General features: G+C 73.8%; 22 protein-coding genes and 2 pseudogenes. 7 read left to right on the top strand and 17 right to left on the bottom strand.

Translation table 11 applies throughout. From position 1 onward, the window contains the following. Positions 1 to 18 precede the first annotated feature (18 nt). The 4 genes and pseudogenes from ACZ4K2_RS19405 to ACZ4K2_RS19420 form a co-directional block, all read right to left on the bottom strand. Positions 19 to 429: pseudogene (locus ACZ4K2_RS19405) on the bottom strand (PucR family transcriptional regulator); the annotation flags it as partial. A gap of 75 nt (positions 430 to 504) precedes the next feature. Beyond that, positions 505 to 1,797 carry an aspartate aminotransferase family protein gene (locus tag ACZ4K2_RS19410; protein ID WP_467474955.1) on the bottom strand — a complete coding sequence of 431 codons (1,293 nt, stop codon included), beginning with the start codon at positions 1,795 to 1,797 and terminating at the stop codon, positions 505 to 507. Beyond that, on the bottom strand, positions 1,794 to 2,636 hold the full coding sequence (locus ACZ4K2_RS19415; protein ID WP_467474953.1) for a nitrilase-related carbon-nitrogen hydrolase: 843 nt from the start codon (positions 2,634 to 2,636) through the stop codon (positions 1,794 to 1,796). The genes ACZ4K2_RS19410 and ACZ4K2_RS19415 overlap by 4 nt, the downstream gene beginning before the upstream one ends. A gap of 388 nt (positions 2,637 to 3,024) precedes the next feature. After that, entirely contained in the window at positions 3,025 to 3,276 is a 252-nt protein-coding gene (locus ACZ4K2_RS19420; protein ID WP_467474951.1) for a helix-turn-helix domain-containing protein, read from the bottom strand. 53 nt (positions 3,277 to 3,329) lie between these two features. On the opposite strand from ACZ4K2_RS19420, the gene map reads away from it, so the two are divergent. Both map and ACZ4K2_RS19430 read left to right on the top strand, forming a co-directional pair. Beyond that, a complete protein-coding gene (gene map, locus ACZ4K2_RS19425; RefSeq protein ID WP_467474949.1) occupies positions 3,330 to 4,106 on the top strand; it encodes a type I methionyl aminopeptidase in 777 nt (258 codons plus the stop codon). 295 nt (positions 4,107 to 4,401) lie between these two features. Beyond that, positions 4,402 to 6,945: an ATP-dependent Clp protease ATP-binding subunit gene (locus ACZ4K2_RS19430; protein WP_467474947.1), complete on the top strand. Its 2,544-nt coding sequence runs from the start codon at positions 4,402 to 4,404 to the stop codon at positions 6,943 to 6,945. A 102-nt stretch (positions 6,946 to 7,047) separates the two neighbouring features. Here the strand turns inward: ACZ4K2_RS19430 and ggt are convergent, their stop codons facing one another. Continuing rightward, on the bottom strand, positions 7,048 to 8,850 hold the full coding sequence (ggt, locus tag ACZ4K2_RS19435; protein ID WP_467474945.1) for a gamma-glutamyltransferase: 1,803 nt from the start codon (positions 8,848 to 8,850) through the stop codon (positions 7,048 to 7,050). A 145-nt stretch (positions 8,851 to 8,995) separates the two neighbouring features. Here ggt and ACZ4K2_RS19440 point away from each other — a divergent pair, with 145 nt between their 5' ends. Beyond that, positions 8,996 to 9,742 (top strand): hypothetical protein, encoded by a 747-nt coding sequence (locus ACZ4K2_RS19440; protein WP_467474943.1) that lies wholly within the window; start codon positions 8,996 to 8,998, stop codon positions 9,740 to 9,742. A gap of 836 nt (positions 9,743 to 10,578) precedes the next feature. Here ACZ4K2_RS19440 and ACZ4K2_RS19445 read toward each other — a convergent pair. Genes ACZ4K2_RS19445 through pcaDC form a run of 4 tightly spaced genes read right to left on the bottom strand, consistent with a single transcriptional unit; the run spans position 10,579 to position 13,899 of the window. After that, the gene (locus ACZ4K2_RS19445; RefSeq protein WP_467474941.1) at positions 10,579 to 11,067 is read right to left on the bottom strand and encodes a DUF6278 family protein; all 489 of its coding nucleotides are present in this window, start codon (positions 11,065 to 11,067) and stop codon (positions 10,579 to 10,581) included. Between the two features lie 15 nt (positions 11,068 to 11,082). Next, positions 11,083 to 11,862, bottom strand: coding sequence for an exodeoxyribonuclease III (locus ACZ4K2_RS19450; protein ID WP_467474939.1), 780 nt, complete (start codon positions 11,860 to 11,862; stop codon positions 11,083 to 11,085). Between the two features lie 45 nt (positions 11,863 to 11,907). Beyond that, positions 11,908 to 12,543, bottom strand: coding sequence for an MBL fold metallo-hydrolase (locus ACZ4K2_RS19455; protein WP_467474937.1), 636 nt, complete (start codon positions 12,541 to 12,543; stop codon positions 11,908 to 11,910). Between the two features lie 45 nt (positions 12,544 to 12,588). Then, positions 12,589 to 13,899, bottom strand: a complete 1,311-nt coding sequence (pcaDC, locus tag ACZ4K2_RS19460) for a bifunctional 3-oxoadipate enol-lactonase/4-carboxymuconolactone decarboxylase PcaDC (protein ID WP_467474935.1) — start codon at positions 13,897 to 13,899, stop codon at positions 12,589 to 12,591. 664 nt (positions 13,900 to 14,563) lie between these two features. On the opposite strand from pcaDC, the gene ACZ4K2_RS19465 reads away from it, so the two are divergent. Beyond that, entirely contained in the window at positions 14,564 to 14,740 is a 177-nt protein-coding gene (locus tag ACZ4K2_RS19465; RefSeq protein WP_467474934.1) for a hypothetical protein, read from the top strand. A gap of 225 nt (positions 14,741 to 14,965) precedes the next feature. On the opposite strand, the gene ACZ4K2_RS19470 is transcribed toward ACZ4K2_RS19465, so the two are convergent. Both ACZ4K2_RS19470 and ACZ4K2_RS19475 read right to left on the bottom strand, forming a co-directional pair. Further along, entirely contained in the window at positions 14,966 to 15,169 is a 204-nt protein-coding gene (locus tag ACZ4K2_RS19470) for a cold-shock protein (RefSeq protein ID WP_055495910.1), read from the bottom strand. A gap of 243 nt (positions 15,170 to 15,412) precedes the next feature. Beyond that, positions 15,413 to 15,751, bottom strand: coding sequence for a MerR family transcriptional regulator (locus ACZ4K2_RS19475; protein WP_467474932.1), 339 nt, complete (start codon positions 15,749 to 15,751; stop codon positions 15,413 to 15,415). An 864-nt stretch (positions 15,752 to 16,615) separates the two neighbouring features. Between ACZ4K2_RS19475 and ACZ4K2_RS19480 the strand changes: the two genes are divergently transcribed. Continuing rightward, positions 16,616 to 17,452 (top strand): DMT family transporter, encoded by an 837-nt coding sequence (locus tag ACZ4K2_RS19480; protein WP_467475209.1) that lies wholly within the window; start codon positions 16,616 to 16,618, stop codon positions 17,450 to 17,452. Between the two features lie 138 nt (positions 17,453 to 17,590). Here the strand turns inward: ACZ4K2_RS19480 and ACZ4K2_RS19485 are convergent, their stop codons facing one another. Beyond that, entirely contained in the window at positions 17,591 to 17,833 is a 243-nt protein-coding gene (locus ACZ4K2_RS19485; protein WP_467474930.1) for a DUF5302 domain-containing protein, read from the bottom strand. Positions 17,834 to 18,401: 568 nt separating this feature from the next. Beyond that, positions 18,402 to 19,724 (bottom strand): hypothetical protein, encoded by a 1,323-nt coding sequence (locus ACZ4K2_RS19490; protein ID WP_467474929.1) that lies wholly within the window; start codon positions 19,722 to 19,724, stop codon positions 18,402 to 18,404. A 260-nt stretch (positions 19,725 to 19,984) separates the two neighbouring features. Between ACZ4K2_RS19490 and ACZ4K2_RS19495 the strand changes: the two genes are divergently transcribed. Further along, the gene (locus tag ACZ4K2_RS19495; protein WP_467474927.1) at positions 19,985 to 20,827 is read left to right on the top strand and encodes a YhjD/YihY/BrkB family envelope integrity protein; all 843 of its coding nucleotides are present in this window, start codon (positions 19,985 to 19,987) and stop codon (positions 20,825 to 20,827) included. A 74-nt stretch (positions 20,828 to 20,901) separates the two neighbouring features. Here the strand turns inward: ACZ4K2_RS19495 and ACZ4K2_RS19500 are convergent. The 4 genes and pseudogenes from ACZ4K2_RS19500 to ACZ4K2_RS19515 all read right to left on the bottom strand — a co-directional run bounded on the left by ACZ4K2_RS19500 (position 20,902) and on the right by ACZ4K2_RS19515 (position 24,362). Beyond that, positions 20,902 to 21,887, bottom strand: a pseudogene (locus tag ACZ4K2_RS19500) (adenosine kinase). A 157-nt stretch (positions 21,888 to 22,044) separates the two neighbouring features. Then, entirely contained in the window at positions 22,045 to 22,716 is a 672-nt protein-coding gene (locus tag ACZ4K2_RS19505) for a ScbR family autoregulator-binding transcription factor (protein WP_467474926.1), read from the bottom strand. Positions 22,717 to 22,872: 156 nt separating this feature from the next. Beyond that, entirely contained in the window at positions 22,873 to 23,646 is a 774-nt protein-coding gene (locus ACZ4K2_RS19510; protein WP_467474924.1) for an SDR family NAD(P)-dependent oxidoreductase, read from the bottom strand. After that, positions 23,643 to 24,362 carry an HAD family hydrolase gene (locus tag ACZ4K2_RS19515; RefSeq protein ID WP_467474922.1) on the bottom strand — a complete coding sequence of 240 codons (720 nt, stop codon included), beginning with the start codon at positions 24,360 to 24,362 and terminating at the stop codon, positions 23,643 to 23,645. The genes ACZ4K2_RS19510 and ACZ4K2_RS19515 overlap by 4 nt, the downstream gene beginning before the upstream one ends. A gap of 321 nt (positions 24,363 to 24,683) precedes the next feature. Here ACZ4K2_RS19515 and ACZ4K2_RS19520 point away from each other — a divergent pair, with 321 nt between their 5' ends. Further along, complete coding sequence (locus ACZ4K2_RS19520; protein WP_467474921.1) at positions 24,684 to 25,649, top strand: ScbA/BarX family gamma-butyrolactone biosynthesis protein; 966 nt, start codon at positions 24,684 to 24,686, stop codon at positions 25,647 to 25,649. Positions 25,650 to 25,897 lie beyond the last annotated feature (248 nt).

A 25,897-nucleotide genomic window follows, 5' to 3' on the forward strand; every position in this document is an offset into this window, starting at 1 on the left:
CGGTCAGCGGCGTGTACGCCCCCGGCGCGCGGTCGCGGCGGGAAGGAGCGTCCGCGACGGCGCGCCGGCCGTGACGAGGCCGGTCGGGGCGGTCCGTACGGCCTGCGACAGGCTGATCGGGGCGAACGTCCGCCGGACCGGCCGGGACCGCACCTCCTCCGTCGGCTCCGCGAGGGGGAAGGGCCGGTGTAGGACGACCACGGGCAGCCCGCACCGCTCGGCGGCCCGGCGCACCACCTCCGGCGGGGCGGGGAAGGCCCGGCCGAGCACGACGGCCGCCGCCTCCGCGCGCTGCGGGGACCTGGTGTACGCGGCCTGCCGGGACTCGTCCCCGGCGAGCACCCGCTCCAGGGCCGGCACCCGGCGCACGGGCAGCACCGGTCCGGGCGGCCGGGGCCCGGCGGGCCGGGACGTCGAGGTGGTGCCCATCGCCGTACCCCTCTTCTCTGGTGTTCTCTCGTGCCTGCTCCCCGGCGGCCGTCCGGGCGCGGCCCGGGAGGCGGCTCAGCCGCTCGCGTACGTGCCGCGCAGCGCGCCTTCCAGGATGGCCGCGCCCTCCTCCGCCTCGGCGACCGTCAGGGACAGCGGCGGGGCGATCCGGAGGGCGCTGGTGTCGTGGCCGCCGCCCTTGCCGATGAGCAGGCCGCCCTGGCGCGCCGCCTCCAGCACGGCGGCGGCGGCCTGCGGGTCGGCGTCGTCCGTGCCCGGCCGGACCAGCTCGATCCCGATCATCAGACCGCGGCCGCGCACCTCCCGCACCCCGGGGAGCCGGGCGGCGACCGTCCGCAGCCGCTCGATGAGCAGTCCGCCGACCCGGCGGGCGTTGCCCTGGAGGTCGTGTTCGAGGAGGTGACCGAGGTTGGCGAGAGCCGCGGCCATGGTGACCTGGGTCCCGCCGAAGGTGGAGATGCTGTTGGCGTCCAGGCAGTTCATGAGGTCGGCGCGGGCGATGACACCGCCGACGGACATGCCGTTGCCGATGCCCTTGGCGAAGGTGACGATGTCCGGCGGGCCGCTGCGGGCGTGTGCCTGCCAGCCCCAGAAGTGGTCGCCGGTCCGGCCCCAGCCGGTCTGCACCTCGTCGGCGATCCAGAGCACGCCGTGCTCCGCGAGGACCTCGCGGAAGGCGGCGTAGAGGCCGTCGGGCGGGGAGGTGAACCCGCCGACGCCCTGGACGGGCTCGGCGATCAGCGCGGCGGGCGGCCGGGTGTGGCCGAGCACGTCCTTCAGGTCGGCGACGCAGGCGTCGACGAAGCCGCGGTCGTCGAGGCCCGCGAACGGCCCCCGGGTGCGCACGCCGCCGTGGACGTACAGGGTCTGCAGCGGGGACAGGGAGGTCGGGGACCAGGAGCGGTTGCCGGTGATGCCGACCGTGCCGAAGGAGCGGCCGTGGTAGCTGTTGCGCATGGCCAGGACCGTGTTGCTGCGCCGGTGGGAGGTGGCGAGCAGCAGGGCGGTGTCGTTGGCCTCGGTGCCGGAGGTCGTGAAGAACACCCTGGCGTCCGGGATCCCGCTCAGCCGGGCGATGCGCTCGGCGAGTTCGACCATCGGCCGGTTGAGGTAGAGGGTGGAGGAGTGGAGGATCCGGCCGGCCTGCTCCTCGACCGCCTTGGTTACCTCGGGCAGGGCGTGCGCGGTCATCGTGGTGAGGATGCCGCCGAAGAAGTCCAGGTACCTGCGGCCGTCGGAGTCCCAGACGTGCCGTCCCTCGCCGTGGGTGATCTCGATCGGGTCGTCGTAGTACAGGGCGAGCCAGTCGGGCATGACGCGGCGGTGGCGCGAGTAGAGGTCGTTCACGGCCGCACCAGCCCTTCGTAGGCGTCGGGGCGGCGGTCGCGGTAGAACGCCCACTGCCGCCGCACCTCCTCGATGAGGTCGAAGTCCAGGTCGCGGACGACGAGTTCCTCGGCCCCGTCGTCGGCCACGTCGCCCACGAACCGCCCCCGCGGGTCGACGAAGTACGACGTGCCGTAGAAGTCGTTGTCGCCGTACTCCTCCCGGCCCACCCGGTTGATGGCGGCGACGAAGTACTCGTTGGCGACGGCCGCGGCGGGCTGCTCCAGCCGCCACAGGTGGGCGGACAGGCCCCGGTGGGTGGCGGAGGGGTTGTAGACGAGCTGGGCGCCGTTGAGCCCGAGCTGCCGCCAGCCCTCCGGGAAGTGCCGGTCGTAGCAGATGTAGACGCCGACCTTGCCGACGGCGGTGTCGAAGACGGGCCAGCCCAGGTTGCCGGGCCTGAAGTAGTACTTCTCCCAGAAGCCCGTGACCTGCGGGATGTGGTGCTTGCGGTACTTGCCGAGGCAGGTGCCGTCGGCGTCGATCACGGCGGCGGTGTTGTAGTAGACCCCGGACTGCTCGACCTCGAAGACCGGGACGACGATCACCATGCCGGTCTCCCGGGCCAGCTCCCGCATCCGGGTCACGGTCGGGCCGTCGGGCACCGGCTCGGCCCAGCGGTAGTGCTCCGGGTCCTGGACCTGGCAGAAGTAGGGGGCGTTGAAGACCTCCTGGAACCCGATGATCCTCGCGCCCCGGCGGGCCGCCTCGCGGGCGTGCCGCTCGTGCTTCGCCACCATGGACTCGGTGTCGCCGGTCCAGGTGGCCTGGACCAGAGCGGCGCGGACGACGTTGGCCATGAGCTGCTCCTTCGACACGACGTCAGAGCCTCTACGCCCGTAGAGCAGGGGGCGTAGAGGCACGAACGTAAGCCCCCGCGGGGCCCTTGCCAAGACCATCGTCGCCAAGCCGCGGAGTCGATCACGATTCACACTCCGGTGGGTGAGCGGCCCCCGGCCGGGCAGCGGACCGGGTGTCGGCGGCCGGTTCGCGGACGGGCCGCCGGGCGGAGCCCACCGGCTCGCGGGCATACCGCCGGACGACGCCCTCCGGCTCGCGGACGGGCCGCCGGGTGTCGCGCCGCGGGCGTCGCGCGCCTGCGCCCGGGCGCCGCGGGCGCGTCCGCAAGGCGGCGCCGGGCGCGGCGCGCGGCCGCCGCGGAGGGTGCTCCGGGCGTCCGCGGTCGGGTCAGACGGCCACCAGGGCGCAGCGGGTGACCAGCTCGTCCATGGACAGGCCGAGGGCGGCCGCCAGCGCCGCCACCGTGAAGAAGGCCGGCGTCGGCGCCCGGCCCGTCTCGATCTTGCGGAGCGTCTCGGCCGACACGCCCGCCTCGGCGGCGACGTCGGCCATGCTCCGGGCGCCGCGCGCCTCGCGCAGCAGCCGCCCGAGCCGCTCGCCGCGCTCGTGCTCTTCGGGGGTGAGAGGGGTGCGCACCATGTCCCCATTGTGCCCCGCGCGACCCCCATTTAAATACCGGTATAGTAATTGGCATGGTGGAACTGAAGACAGACGCGTCCATCGACGCGATGCACGCGGCCGGGCAGGTCGTCGGCCGGGCCCTGACGGCCGTACGGGAGGCGGCGCGCGTCGGCGTCTCCCTGCTGGAGCTGGACGAGGTCGCCCGCGAGGTGCTGCGCGAGGCGGGGGCGTCCTCGCCGTTCCTCGGGTACCGCCCCTCCTTCGCCCCGACCCCCTTCCCCGCGGTGCTCTGCACCTCCGTGAACGACGCGATCGTGCACGGCATCCCCACCCGGTACCGGCTGCGCGACGGCGATCTCCTCTCCGTCGACTGCGGGGCCGAGCTGGACGGCTGGGCCGGTGACTCGGCGATCAGCTTCGTGGTGGGCCGCCCGCGCCCGGACGACCTCCGGCTGATCGAGACCGCCGAGCGCGCCCTGGCGGCCGGTGTCGCGGCGGCCGTGCCCGGCAACCGCACCGGTGACATCGCGCACGCCGTCGGCCGGGTCTGCCGTACGGCCGGCTACGGCGTCCCGCAGGGCTTCGGCGGCCACGGCATCGGCCGCCGCATGCACGAGGAACCCGACGTCCCGAACGAGGGACGGCCCGGCCGGGGCTTCCCGCTGCGCGCCGGCCTGGTCCTCGCCATCGAGCCGATGCTGATCGCGGGCGGCGGCGACGGCTACGGCGAGGACCCCGACGGCTGGACCCTGCGCACCACCGACGGGTCCCGGGCGGCCCACGTCGAGCACACCGTGGCGATCACGGAGGCGGGCCCCCGGATCCTCACGGCGCGCTCCCCCGCCTGAGGGGCCGGGCACACCCTCCCGCGGCGCGCGCCCGGGCCCCTCGGACGACCGGGCACATGCGCGGTCGCCGGGCCCCTCGGAACGATGTGCGCGGTGCCGTCCCGGCCCCCCGGACGGTTGTGCGCGGGATGTCCCCGGCGGTCCCGCCACCAGGGCGCCGGACGGTCGGCGGACGCGGTCGCCGCCCCGATGGGCGGACATGCCCGCCCCCTCGGATCGTGTCATCGTGGGCATGAGCGACCCGCCCCCTGGTTACCCGGTCGCTCCGCATGCCGTCAGCGAAGGAACCCACGCCATGACCAACGGCTACCCTCCTGACCCCTTCGGTGAGTTCATGGCCCGCTTCTTCGGCGGGCCGCCCGGCGGAGCACAGGGACCGCGCCACATCGACATCGGCCGCCTGCTCAGCCAGCCGGCCCGGGACCTGGTCAGAGGAGCCGCCCAGTACGCCGCCGAGCACGGCAGCCGGGACCTGGACACCCAGCACCTGCTGCGCGCGGCCGTGTCGGCGGAGCCCACCAGGAGCCTGCTGACCCGGGCGGGCGCGGACCCCGACTCGCTCGCCACGGAGATAGACGACCGGGCGGGCCCGGTGCAGCACGCGCCCGGCGAGGCGCCGCCGCCGACCTCGCTGTCGCTGACCCCGGCCGTCAAGCGCGCCCTGCTGGACGCGCACGACCTGGCCCGGGCGAGCGGTACCGGCTACATCGGCCCGGAGCACGTGCTGAGCGCGCTGGCCGCGAACCCGGACTCGGCGGCCGGGCACATCCTGAACGCGGCCCGCTTCTCGGCGGGCGGCCTGCCGCCCGACGCCCCGGACACCGCGCCGCCCCGCCAGGAGCGGCAGCGGCCCACCGGCACGCCGACCCTCGACAAGTACGGCCGGGACCTGACCGACCTGGCCCGGCAGGGCCGGGTGGACCCGGTCATCGGCCGGGACACGGAGATCGAGCAGACCATCGAGGTGCTGTCCCGGCGCGGCAAGAACAACCCGGTCCTCATCGGCGACGCGGGCGTCGGCAAGACGGCCGTCGTCGAGGGCCTCGCCCAGCGCATCGCGGACGGCGACGTCCCGGACATGCTGGCGGGCCGCCGGGTCGTCGCCCTGGACCTCACCGGCGTGGTCGCCGGCACCCGCTACCGGGGCGACTTCGAGGAGCGGCTGAACAACATCGTCGAGGAGATCCGCGCCCACTCCGACCGGCTGGTCGTGTTCATCGACGAACTGCACACCGTGGTCGGCGCCGGTTCCGGCGGCGAGGGCGGCGCGCTGGACGCCGGGAACATCCTCAAGCCCGCCCTCGCCCGGGGGGAGCTGCACATCGTGGGCGCGACCACGCTGGAGGAGTACCGCCGGATCGAGAAGGACGCCGCGCTGGCCCGCCGCTTCCAGCCAATCCTGGTGCCCGAGCCGACGGCCGCGGACACCATCGAGATCCTGCGCGGGCTGCGCGACCGGTACGAGGCCCACCACCAGGTCCGGTACACCGACGAGGCGCTGGTCGCCGCCGTCGAGCTGTCGGACCGCTATCTCACCGACCGGCGGCTGCCGGACAAGGCGATCGACCTCATCGACCAGGCGGGCGCCCGGGTGCGGCTCGGCGCGCGGACCAAGGGCACCGACGTGCGCGCGATGGAGCGCGAGGTGGAGCAGCTCGTCCGGGACAAGGACCAGGCGGTCGCGGACGAGGACTACGAGCAGGCCAAGCAGCTCCGCGACCGGATCGCCGAGCTGAAGCAGCGGATCACCGAGGCCGGCGACGACGAGAAGGCCGACGAGGGACAGCTGGAGGTGACGGCGGAGGCCATCGCCGAGGTGGTGTCCCGGCAGACCGGCATCCCGGTCAGCCGGCTGACGCAGGAGGAGAAGGAGCGGCTGCTCGGTCTGGAGGAGCACCTGCACGAGCGGGTGGTCGGCCAGGAGGAGGCCGTCGCCGTGGTCTCCGAGGCGGTGTTGCGCTCCCGCGCGGGGCTCGCCAGCCCCCACCGGCCGATCGGCAGCTTCCTCTTCCTCGGGCCGACCGGTGTCGGCAAGACCGAGCTGGCGCGGGCGCTCGCGGAGGCCCTGTTCGGCAGCGAGGACCGCATGGTCCGCCTCGACATGAGCGAGTACCAGGAACGGCACACCGTCTCCCGGCTGGTGGGCGCCCCGCCCGGGTACGTCGGCCACGAGGAGGCCGGGCAGCTCACCGAGGTGGTGCGCCGTCACCCGTACTCGCTGCTCCTGCTGGACGAGGTGGAGAAGGCCCACCCGGACGTCTTCAACATCCTGCTCCAGGTCCTGGACGACGGCCGGCTCACCGACGCGCAGGGCCGTACGGTCGACTTCACCAACACGGTCATCGTGATGACCAGCAACCTGGGTTCCGAGGCGATCACCCGGCGCGGTGCCGGGATCGGGTTCGGGCCGGGTGGCGCGGACGCCGACGAGGAGGCGCGGCGCGAGCAGATCCTGCGGCCGCTGCGCGAGCACTTCCGCCCGGAGTTCCTCAACCGGATCGACGAGGTCGTGGTCTTCCGGCAGCTGACGGGCGAACAACTGCGGCGGATCACCGGCCTGCTGCTGGAGAGCACCCGGCGGCTGCTGGACGGCCAGGGCGTCGAGGTCTCCTTCACGCACGCGGCCGTCGACTGGCTCGCCGAGCGCGGCTACCAGCCGGAGTACGGCGCCCGGCCGCTGCGCCGCACGATCCAGCGCGAGGTGGACAACGCGCTGTCCCGGCTGCTGCTGAACGGCACCGTCTCCAAGGGCAGCCGGGTCACGGTGGACGCGCGGGAGGGGCGGCTGGACTTCCGCACCGAGGAGGACCGGCCGCCCGTCGCCGAGCCGCAGCACTGAGTGCCCCGGGCGCCCGCCCCTCACCCGGGGCCCGGGCGCCCGCCGGACCCGGGCCGGGGGTCGTGGCCCCCGGCCCGGTTCCGGTCACGGGTACGGCTGCCGCTACGGCGCCGGGTTCACCACCATCGCCGAGCCGCCTCCGCGCCGTACCTTCTCGGCCGCGGCCAGCCACTTGCCGTTCGGCAGGCGCTGCACGCCGGTCGCCGCGCCGATCTCCGGGTTGGGCTTGAAGCTGTGCCCGATGGCCTCGAGCCGCTGCCGCAAGGCGCTGTCGTACAGCGCCGGTTCCAGCTCGGTCTGGGCCGCGTTGCGCTGGCTGGCGCGGGGCGCGGCGATGGCGTCGACCAGCGGCAGCCGCCGGTCCAGGAACCCGGTCAGGGTCTGCAGGACGGTGGTGATGATGGTCGCGCCGCCGGGTGAGCCGACCGCCACCACCGGCTTGCCCTGCCGGTCCAGGACGATGGTCGGGGAGAGCGAGGAGCGCGGGCGCTTGCCCGGGCCGGGCAGGTTGGGGTCGTGCACGGCCGGGTTGGCCGGGGCGAAGGAGAAGTCGGTCAGCTCGTTGTTGAGCAGGAAGCCGCGGCCCGGGACGGTGATGCCGCTGCCGCCGGTCTGCTCCAGGGTGAGCGTGTAGGCGACGACGTTGCCCCACTTGTCGGCCACCGTCAGGTGGGAGGTGTTCTCGCCCTCGTAGGTCGTCGGGGCCGCCGTGCCGCCCTTGCCGCAGGCCGCGGGGTGGCGCGGGTCGCCCGGGGCCAGCGGACTGGTGAGCACCGCGTCGTCCTTGATCAGGCAGGCCCGGGAGTCGGCGAACCGCTGGGACAGCAGTTGCCTGGTGGGCACGTTCTCGAAGGCGGGGTCGCCGACCCAGCGGCCGCGGTCGGCGAAGGCGATGCGGCTCGCCTCGATGAAGTGGTGCAGGTACTGCACCTCACCGGCCTTCGGCAGGTCGGTCCCCTCCAGGATGTTGAGGGCCTCGCCGACCGTCGTGCCGCCGGAGGAGGAGGGCGCGATGGAGTACACGTCCAGGCCGCGGTACGCCGTCCTGGTGGGCGCCTGGAGCTTGGCGCGGTAGACGGCGAGGTCCTTCTCGGCCAGCTTGCCGGGGCGGGCGTTCCAGCCCGAGGCGGGGTCAACGGGCGGCCGTTCGACGGCCTCGACGATGTCGTCGCCGATGTCGCCGCGGTAGATCGCGCCGGTGCCCTGGCGGCCCAGTTGCTCGTAGGTGCGCGCGAGGTCCGGGTTCTTGAACGTGGAACCGACGGCGGGCAGCCGTCCGTTCGGCAGGAACAGCTTCGCCGTGTCCGGGAAGTAGCGGAACCGGGTCTCGTTGGACGCGGTCTGCGAACGGAACGTGTCGTCGACGGTGAACCCGTCACGGGCCAGCCGCTCGGCGGGCCGCAGCACGGTGCCGAGCCGTTGGCTGCCCCACCGGTCCAGGGCCGTCCGCCAGGTGGCGGGGGTGCCCGGGGTGCCGACGCTCAGGCCGCTGCTGACGGCGTCGGCGAAGGCGAGCGGCTTGCCGTTCTCCGTGAACAGGTCGGAGTCGGCGCTGAGCGGCGCGGTCTCGCGTCCGTCGATGGTGTGCACCGTGCGGGACCTGGCGTCGTAGTAGACGAAGTAACCGCCCCCGCCGATGCCGGCGGAGTAGGGCTCGGTGACGCCGAGCGCGGCGGCGGTGGCCACGGCCGCGTCGACCGCGTTGCCGCCGCGCCTGAGCACCTCGATGCCGGCGGCGGAGGCGTCCGCGTCGACGCTGGCCACCGCGCCGCCGTAGCCGACGGCCACGGGTACCTTGCCAGCCGCCCCGCCCGCCGTCGCGGCGGGCGGCGCCGCGGCCCCCACCGACACCACGGCGGCCGAGACCGCCAGAACCGCCAGTTTCCGCGTACCTGGACGAGCCATGCGTACCTCCGGTCGGGACAAGTGCGCGCAGCGTAACCAGATCGGTGCAGTACCGACAGTACGCCTGCGGATGCCGCCACACGACCGTCACACGTCGAACACCGGTACGCACGCCGGCCCCGTGGGGCCGCTACCCTGCTCGGCCATGAACGACGACGTGCGCAACCTCGTCCTGGGCGTGCCGGCCACCGGCGTCTCCGCCACGCTCGGCCGGCTGTCCCGCACGTACCTGTGGAAGCGCCGGCTGCGCCGCAGGCAGGCGTTCTTCGGGCTGCCGGACCACTCCGAGTCGCTGCTGGTGGTCAACCGCAACGCGGGCGGTCCCGAACCGGCGGTGATGCGGCACGACGTGTTCGCCCTGCTGGAACTGGCCGCGCTCATCAAGGACTGCGACGCCAACGCCCAGGTCGTGGCGCACGACGCCGCCCGCCAGGGCTTCGGCGAGCGCACCGAGTTCTGCCTCGGCGGGCCGGTGTCGAACCGGCGGATGGAGGCTCACCTGGCGTCCCTGCTGCCGGGTGTGCGCGTCGACAGCGAGACCGCCGCGGGTCCGCGGGCCGGCGCCCTGCGGACAGGCGGGCAGGAGTACCGCGTGGACGGCGGGCGGAGCGAGTACGTGCTGCCGGCCCGGCTCACCGCGGGCGACCGGGCGGACAGCCGGCCGGTGTTCCTGTTCTGCGGCCAGCGGGCCATCACCAACCAGGCCGCCACCCGCTACCTCGCCCGCCACCACGAGCGGCTGGCCCGCAAGCACGGCGACGGCTCCTTCGTCCTGCTGCTGAAGGTGGTCAACTCGCACGCGTACGGGCCCGATGTGGTCGAACTGGTGGCGGACGTGACGCGGGCCGCGCGGACTCCGCCGCCGGAGCCGGCCGCGGCCGGTGCCGTCTGACGGGCCGGACGCCTCGCGCGGGCGGACGCCCGGCGGACCGTGCGCCGAGGCCGTGGACCCGTACCCCACGGCCTGCGACGTCCCCGCCGGGCACCGCCTCGCGCCGGTGGCCGACACCGTCGGCCCGCTCTGCCCCGAGCACAACCCGTCCGGCGCGCAGCTGACCTTCCGCTCGCCCGCGAACGGCCCGTCATACGTCCGTCCCGCTCGGCGAGCAGTGATCTCCGGCTGCCGCCGGACGAGCCTGGCCCGTGTGAACTGCCGCCCCCCTTGCGGTTGCGGGGCCATGGGAGGCTCCCCACCCGGCAGCGCCCCGGGGCCGGCCGTGGCGGCCGCCACGGTCCCGGTCTCGGGGCTGTGCTGCTCGGGCGGGACACCCGGCCGGCGAACCGCGAGAGCAGCGTGCTCATCCCGGTGCGGTTCGGCGCGATCACCATCACCACGGGGATGAACCGCAAATCGTAGTCGAGGTTGGCGGCGGCGGGTCTCCCGGCATGGGGGAACTCGTGCCGCCGGGGCCGCGCCTGACGTGGTGCGGCGACGGCCGGCGCCGGGTACGGCGTCGGCGTCCCGGCCCGCGGCACCGCCCAACGCCTCGCCTGGGGTGCCGGGTTGACGACGTCGTCCGGCCGACGGCACCGGGTCCGCGGGGGCTCCGGTGGGGTGGCCGGTGCGGCCGGTGCCGTCCCCTGGCGACGTCGGCCGGGACGGCACCGAACCGGCCACCGGGCGGCGGGCCTTGCCCGTGGGCGCCGGGTCTTGCCCGCGGGCGCCGGGCCTTGCCGGCGGGCATACCTCGACGTAACGGGACGGCAGCGGGGGCGGGTCCGGCCGGGTCAGGTCTCGGCGGTCTCGGCGTAGAGCTGGGACAGCTCGGGCACCCCGTTCGCGGCCCACTCCTGCCCGGCCGGCACCACCTCCACCACCCGCCCGGAGGGGAGCCGTACGACGGGCTCTCCGTCGGCGCGGATCCGCCAGGCGGCGCCGGTCACGGTGCGCACCACGACCGTGCCCAGGTACAGCCCGGCGTCGTGGCCCAGCCAGGGCAGGGTCTCGGGGTCGTCCCGCCAGCGCGGGACCATCTGGTCCAGGGCCTCCAGGGAGGCCGGGGTGTCGTCGAGGCGGACGCCGGCCCGGGTCGCGTGCGAGCGCAGCAGCTCGCACTCGGACAGCAGCCCGGCGACCGCGTCGGGATCGGCGGGGAACTCCCCCGCCCCCGGCCGCCGGCCGCCCGGCTTCGCCGGCGCGGGAGGCGCCCCCGCCGCGGGGTCGCCCGCGCCCTCACGCTTCTTGTGGTGCCGGGCGCCGGGGAACGGAAGCTGCATGGCCCCAGCGTGGCATCACACGTCCAGGTCGACCACCACCGGCGCGTGGTCGGACGCGCCCTTGCCCTTGCGCTCCTCGCGGTCGACGTAGGAGTCCTTGACCGCGTTGGCGAACGGCTCGTTGCCGTACACCAGGTCGATGCGCATGCCGCGGTTCTTCGGGAAGCAGAGCTGGCGGTAGTCCCAGTACGTGTACGGGTGGTCGTACTTCAGGGGGCGCGGCACGACGTCGGTCAGGCCCGTCTCGCGCAGGGAGGCCAGGGCGGCCCGCTCGGCGGTGGTGACGTGGGTGGAGCCCTCGAAGGCGGCCGGGTCGAAGACGTCGGCGTCGGTCGGCGCGACGTTGTAGTCGCCGAGGACGGCGAACGGGCGACCGCCCCGCGCGTCGTCCCGCACGGCGGCCCTCAGCGCCTCGAACCACTGGAGCTTGTAGGCGTAGTGCGGGTGGCCGACCTCGCGGCCGTTGGGCACGTACACCGACCAGACGCGGACCGGGCCGCAGGTGGCCGAGACGGCCCGCGGCTCGGTCGCGCCGTCGTACCCCGGGTCGCCGGGCAGGCCCTTGACCACGTCCGCCAGGCCCACCCGGGAGAGCACGGCCACGCCGTTCCACCGGCCGGTGGCGTGGACCGCGGCCTCGTACCCCAGCTCGCGCAGCGGGTCGAACGGGAACTGCTCCTCGGCCAGCTTGGCCTCCTGGATGCAGAGCACGTCGGTGCCGCTGCTCTCCAGCCAGGCCAGCAGCCGGGGAAGGCGGGCGGTGATCGAGTTCACGTTCCAGGTGGCGATGCGCATGTCCCCCAACCTACCCGGCGGGGGTGACAGCGCGGGTCCGCGCGGTCAGAGGTCCGCGGACGCCCCGGGGGCGAGCCGCTGGTGGTCGGTGCCGCCCAGGGCGCCGATCTGGCGGTCGTAGATCGGCCGGGCGAGGTCGGTGAGCAGCGCGTCGTGGACGTCGTAGGCGCGTCGCGGGCCGACCTCGCGGACGTAGTCGATGACCTCGGAGATCTTGTTCCAGGGGGCCATCACCGGGAGCAGCAGGGTCTCCACCGGGTGGTCCGGGACGGTCAGGGCGTCGCCGGGGTGGAAGACCTTCCCGCCGTCGATCAGGTAGCCGACGTTGGTGATGCGCGGGATGTCCGGGTGGATGACCGCGTGCAGCTCGCCGTGGACCTGGACGTCGAAGCCGGCGGCGGTGAAGGTGTCGCCGTGGCCGACGGTGTGCACGCGGCCCGGGAAGGCCGCCGCGATCCGGTCGGCGACGGCCCGCAGCGTCCAGATCGCGGCGGCCGGCTTCGCCTCCAGGGCGGCCCGCAGCCGCCCCTCGTCGAAGTGGTCCGGGTGCTCGTGCGTGACCAGGACGGCGTCCGCGCCGACGGCGGCGTCCTCCTCGGAGTACCCGCCCGGATCGATGACGAGGGTCCGCCCCTCCTTGGTGAGGCGGACACAGGCGTGCGACTTCTTCGTGAGTTCCATGACTCCCCATCCTGCCGCCGCCGGCCGCCCCGCGCGGCGCGGACGCTACCCGGCGGGTGTCGTCTCCTCCCGGATGACCTGCTGGGCGACCCTGAACGCGCTGTTCGCGGCCGGCATCCCGCAGTAGACGGCCGCCTGGAGCAGCACCTCCCGGATCTCGTCCGGTGTCAGCCCGTTGCGCAGGGCGGCCCGGGTGTGCGAGGCCAGTTCCTCCGTGTGGCCGCCCGCGACCAGCGCGGTGAGGGTGATGCAGCTCCGGGTGCGGCGGTCCAGGCCGGGGCGGTCCCAGATCTCGCCCCAGGCGTATCGGGTGACGAACTCCTGGAAGTCCCCGGAGAACTCGTCGGTCTGCGCCAGGACCCGGTCCACGTGCGCGTCGCCGAGCACCTCGCGGCGGATCTTCAGCCCGGTCCGGTACCGGTCGGGCTCTCCCGCGTCCTGCGCGGGCACGGCGGCCGGGGCGATCTCGGCGACCGGCGCGGGCTGCGGCGGGACGACCGGGGCGGGCGGCGCGGCCGGCAGGGCCGAGGCCGTCGCGGCGGCCGGCAGCGCGGTCTGCCCGGTGTCGAAGGGCTGCTGCCAGGCGGTGGCGAAGTGGTGGACGAGCAGGTCGGTGACGGCGGCGGGCTGCTCGACCGGTACCAGGTGGGAGGCGCCGGGGACGACCGCGAGCCGGGCGTCCGGGATGCCGGCGACCAGGGTGCGGGCCTCGGCGGGGCCGGTGACCTGGTCGTCGGAGCCGACCAGCACCAGGGTCGGGACGCCGACCCGGCCCAGCTCGGCCCGTACGTCGAAGGCGGCCAGGGCCTCGCAGGCGGCGATGTAGCAGCCCGGGTCGGTGGTGCGGACCATCTGCACGGCCCACTCGGTGATCGCGGGCTGGGCGGCGGCGAACCCGCCGGTGAACCAGCGTTCGGGCGCGGTCCGGGCGATCGGGTCGAGGCCGTTGGTCCGGACGACCACTCCGCGCTGCCGGAACTCGTCGGCGGTGCCGAACCGGGACGAGGCCGCGACCAGCGCGAGTGAGGCGAGCCGCTCGGGGTGGCGCAGGGCCAGCTCGATGCCGATCGCGCCGCCCAGCGCGCAGCCGGCGTAGCCGAAGCGCTGCACCCCGAGCGTGTCCAGGGTGGCCAGCAGCCGGCCGGTCAGCTCGGCGACCGAGCCGGCCGGGTGTGCGGGGGCGCCGCCGTGGCCGGGCAGGTCGAACCGGAAGATGCGCCACTGCTCGGCCAGCTCCGGCACCTGCCGGTCCCACATGTGCCAGGTGGTGCCCAGTGAGGGACCCAGGACCAGGACAGGGGCGTCTTCTCGCCCGTCGAAGCGGTACTGCAGGGTGTTCGGTGGTGTCTCGCTCACGCCCCAGACCCTCTCACGTCTCACGACTGCCCCTATAACGGAGGTGACGACTGCACAGGTCTGACCAGGTGGAAGGCCTCCCGGGCCGCGTAGCGCTCGAGGCTTCCAACTGTCTCGCGCCGGGTTTGCGGGCAGTGGGGCGTCGCCCTGACGAGCGCCGGTCGGCACTGCCTGGCGCACGGCACGTACCCTCCCCGCGGATCACGCCCGCGGAAGACCCAGGCCCCCGGTCGACGGCCCCAGTCAGCCCGAACTCAAGCCCTCCCTCACAGCCCCGCGTGACGTTCACGGAGCAGCCGTTACAGGAGCTCGCGGAGGCCGGCGGCAGGATCGTCAGGAGCGGCAGCGGTCCCGGCGGTGAAACGGCTGGTCCTGGGAACGATCAGTGCTTACGGACGGGCATCTCCACTCGCCTACGCGCAAGGATCGCCGATGCTTCCTGAGGTCCGCCCTTACGTATCCACCGCGCTCGCAGACCAGTTGGAACACCCATTGGACCTGGCCTCCGCATCGCGAGGCGGGCCAGCTCGATGTGGAGGGCGTCGCCGGCGTCGCAGTGGTCGCGGCGGCGTTTCGCCGGCAGGAGAGGGAACTGCCCTGGCCCGGCAGATCCTCTCGGCCGTCGATGAGATGACCCCCGCCCCAGCGCTTCGCGGCCGGGGAGGTGATCGGTCAGGCCCTCGTCGAGTCCGACCATCTGCCCGACCTTGAGACGCAGGTCATCGGAGAACTGTGGCTCCGAGATCTCGAGCTCACCGCCTGGCGCGTCCTGCACGCGGACCACAGGTCGGACGATCCGGCCGGACGGAAAGCCTTCCTCGACGCCTGGACGAGCGTCTGACCGTCCGCTCCTCCGAGCCGCACGGCAGCCGCGCCAGACACGCGGCTCCCGTGCCCGACGACGCTTGCAGCGACTGAGGTCAGGAAGGTTCAAGCCGAAGCGGCAGCGGCGCTGGGCCTCCACAGATCAGGGGGCCGCGCAGCCGTTGCTGCGCGGCCCCCTGATCCTGCACGGGCGGCGGCCGCCTGATGCGGCGTGCGCGATCCCCCGGGCGGGTCTGCGAGGTCAGACCAGGTTGATGTTCTCGGCCTGCGGACCCTTCTGGCCCTGGGTGACGTCGAACGTCACGGCCTGGCCCTCCTGGAGCTCACGAAAGCCGGTGGAGTTGATCGCGGAGTAGTGCGCGAAGACGTCCGGGCCGCCGCCATCCTGGGCGATGAAGCCGAAGCCCTTCTCCGCGTTGAACCACTTCACTGTTCCCGTTGCCATGTCTTATGCCTTCCAGTCGATGAACGCCTCCCACTCCATGTGGCAGACGGAGGTGATCGCCCTGGTTCCTGCGGCACAGCACAGCAAAACGCCCACACCGAAGGCGTGGGCAAGAGGGAATTCCGAACCACGACAGCTGGCCCAGACGTTACACGCCCACACACCGGGTCACCACAGGAAATGATCACGCCGCACACGAGACCTTGCGTGCGGTGCCCGCCGACGCAGACGGGCACGCTCATCTCATGCTGCTGCCGTCGGGTTCGCCGATTCGGTGGCGCGGCGGTATTCGGCGTTGAGGCGCTGGGCTTCCTCGAGCTGGTCCTCGAGGATGACGATCCGGCAGGCGGCCTCGATGGGGGTCCCGCGGTCGACGAGTTCCCGGGCGCGGGCGGCAACGCGCAACTGGTAGCGGGAGTAGCGGCGATGTCCGCCCGCGGAGCGCAGCGGGGTGATGAGGCGGTGTTCGCCGATGGCCCGGAGGAAGCCCTGGGTGGTGCCGAGCAGTTCGGCGGCCCGGCCCATGGTGTACGCGGGGTAGTCGTCGTCATCCAGACGGCCGAACGTGTCGTCTGCTGTCATCGCACCTCTCTGTGGAACGCGTGGAGGGGCCCTGGCGCCGTACCGGCACCAGGGCCCCGAAGGAACTACTACACCATCTGCCGGCCCTGATACTGCACCGGCCTTCTGTTTCCGCAGACCCGGCCGAGACGCTGCCGGGGGCGCGGGGATCGCGGTTGCTTGACCGGAGACCACCTCACTATCGATGTCCTGCGGTACCCGGGTCCAAGACTTCCGCCCGGGCGATCCTGATGGCGCTCGGCTCCTCCGTTCTTCCCTCTTGATCAACTACTCACTGACGGAAACTGCGAATTGCCGGTACTGCAAACTGCTGGTGGCCTCGAACAGCGCCACCCTTCGGCAGCCGGCCCCGTCGCCCGTCCTGCGTCTGCCGGCTTGGAACCCCACTGCCGAATCACCCGGTGCGCGCGCCCGCAGCCGACGCCTTCACCGAGGTACTGCTCCATGACCTCACTGCTGGGTACTGCGAACTTGCACTTGCGGGTACTGCCACTGCGGTACTGCTCATGGCGGCCCCTGATCACTGCGGGCCACCCGGTCCGGTCGTCAGTCCCGTCACCGTCCTGCAACCGCTCTGGCTTCGGAACTCCACCACCGCACCGTCCTACGAACTGCAACTGCTGCACTACCGACCGGCAGTTCATGTCTGCCGGGCCTCGCTCGATCTCGACTACGAGAGAAACCTTAACCACATCACAGTCCAATGTCTACTCTGGCCGAGATAGATTTTCGCGCGCTCGAAGACGAGGAAACCCGCCTCGACCGGTCCATGGCTGGTCCGAATCCTTCCGCCGTGGTGCCGCGAGTCACCCAAGGTCAGCGAGGTCCTTCCTCTGCTCTACCCTCACGCCGCTTCGGCGTGGCCTGCTCTCCGTTTCCGCCGCCGCCGTCGCCTGGGGCGCAGGCGGCGCGGCAGCAGCCGAACTCTTCCGCACCAGCGGCCTCGGCCCCATCGCCGTGTCGTTCTGGCGCTTCGCCATCGCGGCCGCCGTCCTGACCGCCCACCGCTTCCGGCAACCTGCCGACGTCCGGCCCACGCCATGCCGACGCACCGCCGTCTTCACCGGCCTCGCCCTGGCGGCCTATCAGACGGCCTACTTCGGCGCCGTCCACGACGCCGGGCTCGCCCTCGGCACCATGGTCACCCTCGGCGCGAGCCCGATCCTGGTCAGCGCCGGAGCCCACGTCCTTCTGAAAGAGCGGCTCACCAAGCGCGGCACCGCCGCGATCGGGACCGCGCTGCTCGGCCTGCTGCTCCTGATCTCGCGCCCAGTCTCCGGGCCCCGCCCCTATATGGGCATCGCGCTGGCCCTGCTCTCCGCCATCGGCTACAGCGCCGTCACCCTGCACGCCCGCCACACCGGGAAAGCAACCTCAGACGCGACCACCTGGAGTGCGGGGGCACTGTGTCTGCTGCCCTTGGCCTTTACCCAGGGAACCTGGCCCCGTGCTGAACACGTCGCCGAATCCACCGGCTGGCTCATCTTCCTCGGCGTCGTGCCGACCCTGCTCGCCTACCGCTGGTACTTCAACGGGCTGACCACGGTCCGCAGCACTACTGCGGCCGTGCTCGTACTCCTCGAACCCGCCACAGCCGCGTTCCTAGCCGTCTTGCTCGGCGAGCAGATCAGCACGCTCCTGGTATTCGGGTCGGTCCTGCTGCTGACAGCCATCGTCGTCCTGGCACGCGACAAATCCTGAGCCCTCGGCCCTCGCCCGCGCTCTAAGCCCCGCCCGGAACGCGCGCACGGGCATGCGCACGTCGCGGGCCACTGCACGGGACGCGCGAGTGGACAGCGCGAGTGCCGGTGAAGCGGTCAGATCGCGGGACTCATCGGCTCAGCCGCCGCTCTTGCGCCTGAACGACCGCTGGCTCGCAGCCGGGCCGTGCGCCGAACGCACCTTCGATGCATCGGACTTGGCGGCGGTATCAGCGGCGTCCGCCTGCGCACCGCGCTTGCGCGCCAGGGCTTCGCGGAACTTGCGCTTGAGGTCGTAGTTGCCGTCGCTGTCCGGCTCCAGAGAGGACGTCTCCGGGGCAGCCGGCTCCGAACCTTCCGTAGATACGGGCTCTGCGGTCATGGTGACCTCCTGGGTTCGGGGGTGGGCAAGCACAGCTTGTCATGCTGGGCGCAGTGCGAGGCGCCCACAACATCATTCTGCTCCGTCTCGACGGGTGTCCCTCTCGCGGCCGAAGTCGTTGACTTCCACGCTGCCGGACTCACCGGCGCGGGCGGTGCGGCCCGCCCGGTGCACATGGTCCTGTCGCAGCTTCCGCGACCATGAACAGTCTGCGGACGAGAAGCCCGTGCGCCCCTCGGCGGGGGCAGGCATCGCCTCAGACGCCTCCCGGCGCGTCCGACTTCGCGGGGGCGAGGGCTATAACTGTTGGTCGCTCCTGATCCTGGGTCCCTCACTGGGCACCACTTGGCACAGGTTGCAGAGGCCGCTGTCCCCGGGTTCTCCTCCCTGCGCCCTCGCGTCGAGGGTCGAGGGGTGCCCGGGTCGGGCCGTCGCCCGGCGGTCCCGGCCCGCGCGGGTGGCCCGGCGTCCGGCTCGGGGCCGACCGGGTGGCGGTGGCGTGATGGTCCCGTGACGGCGCCGTGGACGCCGGTGCCAGGCTCCCTCGCGGTAGGGGTGCGTGGCGGTGTCAGGCGGGCGCCCGCGCGCCCTCCGCGCCCCCTTGGGAATCCGGCGGCGCCGCTGCCAGGAACTCGACGACGGCCAGCAGGAAGAGCAGGCACAGGGCGATGCCGACGACCACCCAGCCGGTGGGGTACGGCCACAGCAGGTAGGCCACCAGCGCCGCGACGACCAGGATCCAGGTGATCCAGGCGCGGTACCGGCGGACGAAGGGCCCGGCCGGGCCGGTGCGCAGCCCGGCGCGGCCGGCGGTGGCGCGGACCGCGCCGATGCCGGAGGTCCAAAGCCGTCGCACCAGGGCGGCGTGCCTGCCCGGGCCCGTCAGCCAGGCGGCCAGGGCGATGACCACGCCGACGGCCACGACCATGCGCACGGTGGTCCGCAGGAGGTGGGTCAGCGCGTCGTAGACCGCGCCGGCCGCCGCCGGGGAGACACCGGCGGGCAAGCGGTCGAGGTAGAACGCCCGGAAGATCCGCAGTCCGATGCCGAGGGCGGCGGTGGCGGCGGCGACGCCGAGGCAGCCCGCGACCAGGGCCCGGCGGCGGCGGACCGAGAGCAGCACACCGGCGGCCACCAGGACGGCGGCCAGCACCGGCAGCCAGTTCCCGGCGAGTTGCAGGAGCCGGAGGTAGGTCTTGGCCTTGCCGATCTGGTCGGACCTGACGAGGGTGAAGTCGGTGTGCACCGTGGGGATGCGGGCGGCGGCGCCGATCCCCGCGTCGACGAGCCGCTGCTTGAGCCGGTCCACCACGGGGGCCAGATCGAGCGTGACGGCGTCGTCCCGGAGCCGCACCGCGCCGCCGCCGCTCCCGGTGACGGCCTTGTCGAGGGCGCGGTGGATGCCCCGGTTGGCGTCGGTCCAGATGGTGCGGAAGGCGTCCGAGGCGGCGATCTTCCGCGCCTCGTCGTGGACGAAGCCGCGTACGGCCCCTTCGAGCGCGTCGCCGAGCCGGCCGCCCAGTGCCTTCTCCAGCCGGGGCCGGTCCCGCGGCGCCACGTCCGCGAGCAGGGTGGGCAGGTCGAGGTGGCGCATGAGCGCGTCGGTGGCCCGGTTCGCGACGGCGTTCTGCACGTCCGGGTTCGCGGCGAGCGGGGCGACCGTGGCCACGTAGCGGTCGGTGTCGTCCAGTTCGTCGGCGGCCCACGCGGCGACGACGGCGAGCGGGGCGAGCAGGCAGCCGACGACGATGAGCACCGCGGCGACGGAGGACCGGACGCGGTGCCGCGGCGGCCGGGCCCGTTCGCTCTCCAGGGCCGCGATCCGGGCCCGCAGTTCCCGCATCGTGGCCCGTTCCGCGGGCTCGTCCGCGCGTGCGCCGCCGTCCGCCACCCCTGCCTCCCGATCGATCGGTCCTCTCCCCGCAAGCCGACCCGGCGCGGGGCGGACGCGCGAGCGGGAGGGGGCCGTTCGGACGGCCGCCGGCACCGGACGGGCGCGGTGTGTGGCGGACGCGCCGGGGGCGGCTCGGAGCGGCGGCGGACGGGCGCCCGATCGGGCCAGCCCGGCTGGCCCCGGGTTCGGCGGGCCGCGTTGACTGTCGTACGACGGGACTGTCCGGCGGCGGGGCAGCGCACCGGCCGGGAGGCGGCATGTCGTGGACGGCGTGGCCGAAGCACCTGCGCGCCGCCGCCGAACAGCGCTTCCCGGTGGCCAGCGAGCTGACGGGCCGCCTGCTGTCCGCGAACCTGCTGGACGCGGCCACCAGACTGGCGGCCCAGGCGTTCCTGGCCTGCGTCCCGCTGCTGTTCGCCTTCGCCGCGTTCGCGCCGCGCGGGGTCCGCGAGCAGCTCTCCGACTCGCTCAGCTCCCTGTTCGGCCTGACGGGCGCCGCCGAGCAGCAGGTGCAGCAGGTGCTCGCACCGCCCCCGCAGGGCAGCCTCAAGCAGACGACGGGGGCCGTCGGGCTGGTGATCGTCCTGCTCTCGGCGACCAGTTTCAGCCGTGCCATGGCCCGGGTGTGCGAGCGGGCCTGGGGGCTGCCGCACGCCGGTACCCGGATCGCCGCCTGGCGCTGGGTGGTCTGGCTGCTGGCGCTGGTGGTGGTCGTCCTGTTGCAGGGCCCGGTGCGCGACGGCTTCGGGGTGGGGCTCTGGCTCGGCACCCCGCTCGTCTTCCTGGTGGGCATCGGGGTCTGGCTGTGGACGCAGCACCTGCTGCTGGCCGGCCGCGTCTCCTGGCCGCTGCTGCTGCCGGGGGCGCTGCTGGCCTCGGCCGCCATGGCCGGGCTCAGCCTGACCGCGCGGCTGTACATGCCGGGCGCGCTCAACCGGGCCCTCGGGGAGTACGGCTCCCTCGGCCTGGTCCTCGTCCTGCTGTCCTGGCTGATCGTGGTGGCCGCCGCGATCACCTTCGCGGTGACCCTCGGGGCGGTACTGGCCCAGGAACCGTCACTGCGCCGACGAGCCGGGCGTGAGGGGCGGCGGCGGCCCTGAGCGGGCCGGGCGGGGTGCCGCCGCCGGGTGCGCTCCGGCCGGTGACGGGTGTCAGGTGGTGCCTTCGGCCGGGGTCAGGCGCGCGGCCTCGCCGCGGCCCCGGCCGGCGCGGGCTCGCTGGGCGCGGGCTCTGCGGGCGCGGGCTCTGCGGGCGCGGGGGCCGGCTGGGTCGCGCGGGCGAGGAGGTCGGCCCGGGTGATGACGTCGGTGCGGGTCGACGGGACGGTGCAGGCGTGGGCCCCGGCGACCGCTCCGTACCGGGCGCAGCGCAGCGGCTCCTCACCGTTCAGCCAGCCGAGCAGGAACCCGGAGGCGAAGGCGCACCCGCGCCGTTGGAGTCCACCACCGGGGCCGGGGGCGCGACGGCCGGTACGTGCGTCAGCTCGCCGTCCGCCAGCAGGTGGGCGCCCTCGGCACCGGCGGTGGCCACGACGATCCGGGCCCGGCCGCGGGCGGCGACGTCCCGCATGGTGCGCTCCGGGTCGGCCAGCGCGGCGGCGGAGAGGAAGACGAGGTCGGCCGCCAGGGCGAACGACTCGTGGTACGGGTCGGCGCCGTCCCAGTCGTGCAGGTCGGTGGAGAGGGTGAGCCCGGCCTCGCGGAGCAGGGGCAGCGCCTGCGCGCAGGGGTGGGTGATGACGACGTGGGCGTGCCGGGCGCCGGCGGCGAGGGCGCGCAGCGTCGCCTCCGGCAGCCGGTCCTGTTCCCGGGAGCGCGTGTCGTCGTACAGGGACAGCCGCCGTCCGTCGGGGCCGACGAGGTTGACCGCGCGTTTGGTGCCCGCGGGCTGCGGGACGGCGGTGAGGGGGATGCCGTGGTCCCGGTGGAGGGCACGGACCAGGTCGCCCTCGGGGTCGTCGCCGATCATGTCGATGTGGTGGATCCGCAGGCCCAGGGCGGTGAGGCCGAGGGCGACGAAATCACCGCTCTGTCCCGCGCGGGCCGTGATGCCGGGGCGGATCATGTAGCTGTCGGCGAAGGGCAGCGGCAGTGCGGGGACGTGGACGACGGTGTCCACGCCCGCGCCGCCCAGGACCAGGACGTCGGTGCCGGGGGTCATCGGGTTCCTCTCGGGCCGTCGGGCCCGGCCGAGTCAACCAGCAGCCTCCCGGCGCGGCAAGAACTTGCTGAAAGTTCCGGCAAGTTCTTGCCCGGCCGCGCGGGGCTCGGTGCGGGAACGTTCCGGCACGGAACCGGCGTGGAGTCGGCGCGGGGCGTCAGCCCGCCGGTTCGGCCATCAGCCGTGCCCGGCGGTGCGCCGTCATCTCGGCGAGCACCCGCGTCCCGCGGTCGGGTCCGAATTCCAGCTGCGCGAAGACCACGGGCAGCGCGACGCTGGGCAGCGTGTAGGCGAAGAGGGACGCGATCCGCTCCTCCAGGTCGGCCCAGCCGGACGCCACCTCCGACACGACCTGGGCGCCGATCCACGAACTCACCAGGAAACGGCCCAGGTCGCCGGGGTCCACGTGCGGGTAGACCTCGCCGTGCCGCTTGGCGGTGTCGACCACGGAGGCGAACCGCTGCGCCCACGCCTCCCACGGTCCGCCGTCGGCGAGTTGCTGGAGCTGCGGGTCCATCGCGAGCCGGGCGCCGGCGCGCAGCATGATCTCCTGCGGCAGGCGGCAGGCGAGTGCCATGGCCTCGTCGACCAGTTCCTGGAGCTTGTAGGTGCGCGACGGATAGCCCTGCTCCGTCACCTGCTCGGCGAAGATGCCCTGCACCAGCTGCTCCTTGGAGGAGAAGTGGAAGTACAGGGCGCCCCTGGTGACTTGGGCCTTCTCCAGGATCTGCGAGATGCTGGCACCGTGGTACCCGTGCTGCGCGAAGACCTCGGCCGCCGCCTCCAGGATCACGGCTCGGGTCCGGATCGCGCGCAACTGCCGTGCCATGAGTTCGTCCTCTCGTCCGCACCCGCCACCCCTCCGGCCGGCGCGGACACCGTTCCCCGTCGTACGACAGCACTCCGGAGCCACGAAAAACCAGATGTCAGGTACTTTTACTTTATCAACGCCCCGGCCGCGCGGCCCCGGACCCGACTCCGGCCGTCACCAGGCTCCGGCGCCGCCGTCCACCGCCATGGTGGCGCCGGTGACGAAGCTGGCCTGGTCGCTGCAGAGCCACACCGCGACGCGGGCCACCTCCTCCGGATCGGCCACCCTGCCCTGCGGGTTGCGGCGGCGCATCCTCTCCTCCGCCGCCGGGTCCCGGGCGAAGACGCCCTCGGACATCTCCGAGCGGGTCAGTCCGGTGGCGAGCGCGTTCACCCGGACGCCGTGTCCCGCGTACTGCGCGGCGGCGGACTTCGTCAGCCCGAGCACGGCGTGCTTGGCGGCCACGTAGGGGGCCCCGGCCGAGGTGGCGCGGACCCCGGCGATACTGCTGTTGTTGACGATCGCGCCACCCGTGCCGGTGCCGAGCATGGCCTTGATCTGGTGCTTCATGCACAGCCAGACGCCCCGCAGGTTGACGTCCAGGACGGTGTCGAAGTCGGCGTCGTCCGTCTCGTGCAGCAGGGCCGGTACGGTCGTCGTCCCGGCGTTGTTGAAGGCCGCGTCGAGCCTGCCGTACCGGTCGACGGCGAGCCGCACCGCCCGTTCCACATCGCCGGCCTCGGTCACGTCCCCGGCGGCGCAGGCGACTTCGGCTCCGCCTTCACGCAACTCGGCCGCCAGCTCGTCGAGTCGGCCCGCGCGCCGGGCCACCAGCACCAGCGCGGCGCCCTGCCGCGCGGCCACCCGGGCCGTCGCCGCCCCGATGCCGCTGCTCGCGCCGGTGACCAGCAAGACCTTACCGGTCAGCAGTCCTTCGCCGCCGCTCATGCCACGGCCTGCCCCGGGGCCGCGTCCCACAGCGTGCCGGCCCGCGCCTCGGCGTCGACGGTGCGCAGCAGGCGCTCGTCGATCTCGCCGAGGGAGCCGACGACGTGGCGCGCCCCGGCCTCCGCCATGAGCTGCCGCTGGAAGCCGTGCGCGAAGTCGCTCGGGTGGCCGACGAACGGGACGCCCAGCTCCCGCGCGGACTCGGCGACCCGGGCCACGTCGTCGACGAACAGCACCTCGTCCGGGGCGAGTCCGGCGATGTCGACCGCGATCTCGCGCAGTCCGGGGCGGATGTCGTTGGTGCAGACGTACCGCGGCTCGTCGAACAGGCCGGACAGGTGGCCGAGGTACCGGTCGAAGTGGGAGGCGTCGAGCCCGCCGTAGCAGACCGTCCGCAGCCCCAGCGCGCGGAGCCGGTGCAGCAGGTCCACCGCGCCGTCGAGGAGGTGCACCGGGTGCTCGGCGAGGTAGCGCTCCCGCTCCTTGAGGTAGAGGGCGATCGTCTCCGCCGGGGAGAGGGGCAGGCCGCAGGCCTCCGCGAGCAGCCTGCCCGCGACCGCCCGCGGCTGGGAGAAGATGCGGCGTTCGAGGTCGGCGGAGTACACGGCACCCCGGCTGGTCACGAAGTGGTGGATGACGGGGCTGAACGAGTCGTTCAGCAGCACTCCGTCGATGTTGAGCGCGGCCATGCGGAGCTTGCCGAACTGCTCGGTCATGGATGTCCTCTCCCCTCCGTGCGGTGCGCCGTGCGCGACACGCGGCGGCGGACCGGCGAACCTGATGACCGGAACCAGATCTTCACACGCCCCCCACCGGATGACCAAGGAGGATGTTCCGGCGCCCGCGCCGGGGGCAGACGGCATCCACCGGATGCGCGCGGTGTCGACCCAACGCCCGCGGGGCCCGGGCCGGTTGGAAAAAAACCGGTCAGTCCGTACAGTTATGCCGTCGCGCACCGCTCGCTCCACCCGAGCCCTCGGGGCTCGCCCTGCGTTCCTGGCAGCACTCCGTTCTCAACTGCCCTGGGGGAGAGGCACATGACCACGTTCGCGCCCATCGACGGCACGACCACGGGCCTCCGGGCGGCACGGCCCGCGCCGGCGCCCGCGGGACTGACCAGCTGGACGACGACCGTCCCCAAGGAGTTCGTCCACCGCTCGGTGGTCACCGAGGTGTTCCTCACCGGCTGGCGGCAGACCGGCGCGCACACGTGCACCGTCACCGCCCAGTGGCCGCGGGCCCACTCGTTCTACGGCCCCGCCGAGGGCTTCCACGACCCGCTGCTGTTCAGCGAGACGCTGCGGCAGACCGTGCCGCTGCTGTCCCACGCGGTGCACGGTGCGCCCATGGACCACAAGCAGATCTGGCGCGACCTGCGCGTCTCGCTCGACCCGGCGGCGCTGCGCGCCGGGACCACGCCCGCCGAGCTGGAACTGCGCATCCGGTGCGCGGACGTCGAGCGGCGGGCCGGTGTGCTGCGCGGGATGCGGATGGAGGTGACCGCCACCCGTGACGGGCAGCACCTGGCCACCGCGTCCACCACGTTCAGTTCGCACAGCGGTGCGCTGTACCGGCGGCTGCGCGGGCCCTACGCGGACGCGGGACAGGCGATGGCCGACGCCGTCGAGCTGCCGCCGCCGCTCCGCCCCGACCTGGTCGGCCGGGACCGAGCGCACGACGTGGTGCTCTCGTCGCGTGGCACGGACGGCCGCCGGCGGCTGCGGGTGGACACCCTGCACCCGATCCTCTTCGACCACCCGAACGACCACGCCCCCGGCATGCTGCTGCTGGAGGCCGCCCGCCAGGCGGCCCGGCACCACCTCGCACCGGTTCCCGTCCTGGCGACGGGCCTGGAGGCGGTCTTCCACCGGTACGCGGAGCTGGACGCCCCGGCCCACGTCGCGGCGGAGTCGCTGGAGGACGGCCGGGTCCGGGTGACCGTCGAGCAGCACGACGCGCTCGTCTTCGAGTGCGCGGTGACCACCCACCCGGCGGTGGCCTGAGAGCCGCTCCGTCTCCGGCCTTGGGGAGCGGGGGCGGCGCGGTCCGGCAGGGCCACCGTCCGGCCGGGCGGCGGCGAAGAGGGTGCGGGCGTCCGTGACACCCCACGCCGGTCACCCGTTCCCGGTCGCCGATCACTGGTCGGGGAGCCGTCGCGGGGCCGCGCCGACGCGGGCCGCCGTCGATCCGAGCCGCCCGTCCCCGCAGCGACGAGCAGAATACGAGCGTCCACGGCCGCCGCACACCGGAC

Source organism: Streptomyces sp. NPDC025833 (genome assembly GCF_055558055.1).

Coding starts and splice junctions, on each gene's coding strand:
- ACZ4K2_RS19415 (WP_467474953.1), bottom strand. CDS start 2,636: ATGGCCAACGTCGTCCGCGCCGCTCTGGTCCAGGCCACCTGGACCGGC.
- ACZ4K2_RS19420 (WP_467474951.1), bottom strand. CDS start 3,276: ATGGTGCGCACCCCTCTCACCCCCGAAGAGCACGAGCGCGGCGAGCGG.
- map (WP_467474949.1), top strand. CDS start 3,330: ATGGTGGAACTGAAGACAGACGCGTCCATCGACGCGATGCACGCGGCC.
- ACZ4K2_RS19430 (WP_467474947.1), top strand. CDS start 4,402: ATGACCAACGGCTACCCTCCTGACCCCTTCGGTGAGTTCATGGCCCGC.
- ggt (WP_467474945.1), bottom strand. CDS start 8,850: ATGGCTCGTCCAGGTACGCGGAAACTGGCGGTTCTGGCGGTCTCGGCC.
- ACZ4K2_RS19440 (WP_467474943.1), top strand. CDS start 8,996: ATGAACGACGACGTGCGCAACCTCGTCCTGGGCGTGCCGGCCACCGGC.
- ACZ4K2_RS19445 (WP_467474941.1), bottom strand. CDS start 11,067: ATGCAGCTTCCGTTCCCCGGCGCCCGGCACCACAAGAAGCGTGAGGGC.
- ACZ4K2_RS19450 (WP_467474939.1), bottom strand. CDS start 11,862: ATGCGCATCGCCACCTGGAACGTGAACTCGATCACCGCCCGCCTTCCC.
- ACZ4K2_RS19455 (WP_467474937.1), bottom strand. CDS start 12,543: ATGGAACTCACGAAGAAGTCGCACGCCTGTGTCCGCCTCACCAAGGAG.
- ACZ4K2_RS19470 (WP_055495910.1), bottom strand. CDS start 15,169: ATGGCAACGGGAACAGTGAAGTGGTTCAACGCGGAGAAGGGCTTCGGC.
- ACZ4K2_RS19475 (WP_467474932.1), bottom strand. CDS start 15,751: ATGACAGCAGACGACACGTTCGGCCGTCTGGATGACGACGACTACCCC.
- ACZ4K2_RS19485 (WP_467474930.1), bottom strand. CDS start 17,833: ATGACCGCAGAGCCCGTATCTACGGAAGGTTCGGAGCCGGCTGCCCCG.
- ACZ4K2_RS19495 (WP_467474927.1), top strand. CDS start 19,985: ATGTCGTGGACGGCGTGGCCGAAGCACCTGCGCGCCGCCGCCGAACAG.
- ACZ4K2_RS19505 (WP_467474926.1), bottom strand. CDS start 22,716: ATGGCACGGCAGTTGCGCGCGATCCGGACCCGAGCCGTGATCCTGGAG.
- ACZ4K2_RS19510 (WP_467474924.1), bottom strand. CDS start 23,646: ATGAGCGGCGGCGAAGGACTGCTGACCGGTAAGGTCTTGCTGGTCACC.
- ACZ4K2_RS19515 (WP_467474922.1), bottom strand. CDS start 24,362: ATGACCGAGCAGTTCGGCAAGCTCCGCATGGCCGCGCTCAACATCGAC.
- ACZ4K2_RS19520 (WP_467474921.1), top strand. CDS start 24,684: ATGACCACGTTCGCGCCCATCGACGGCACGACCACGGGCCTCCGGGCG.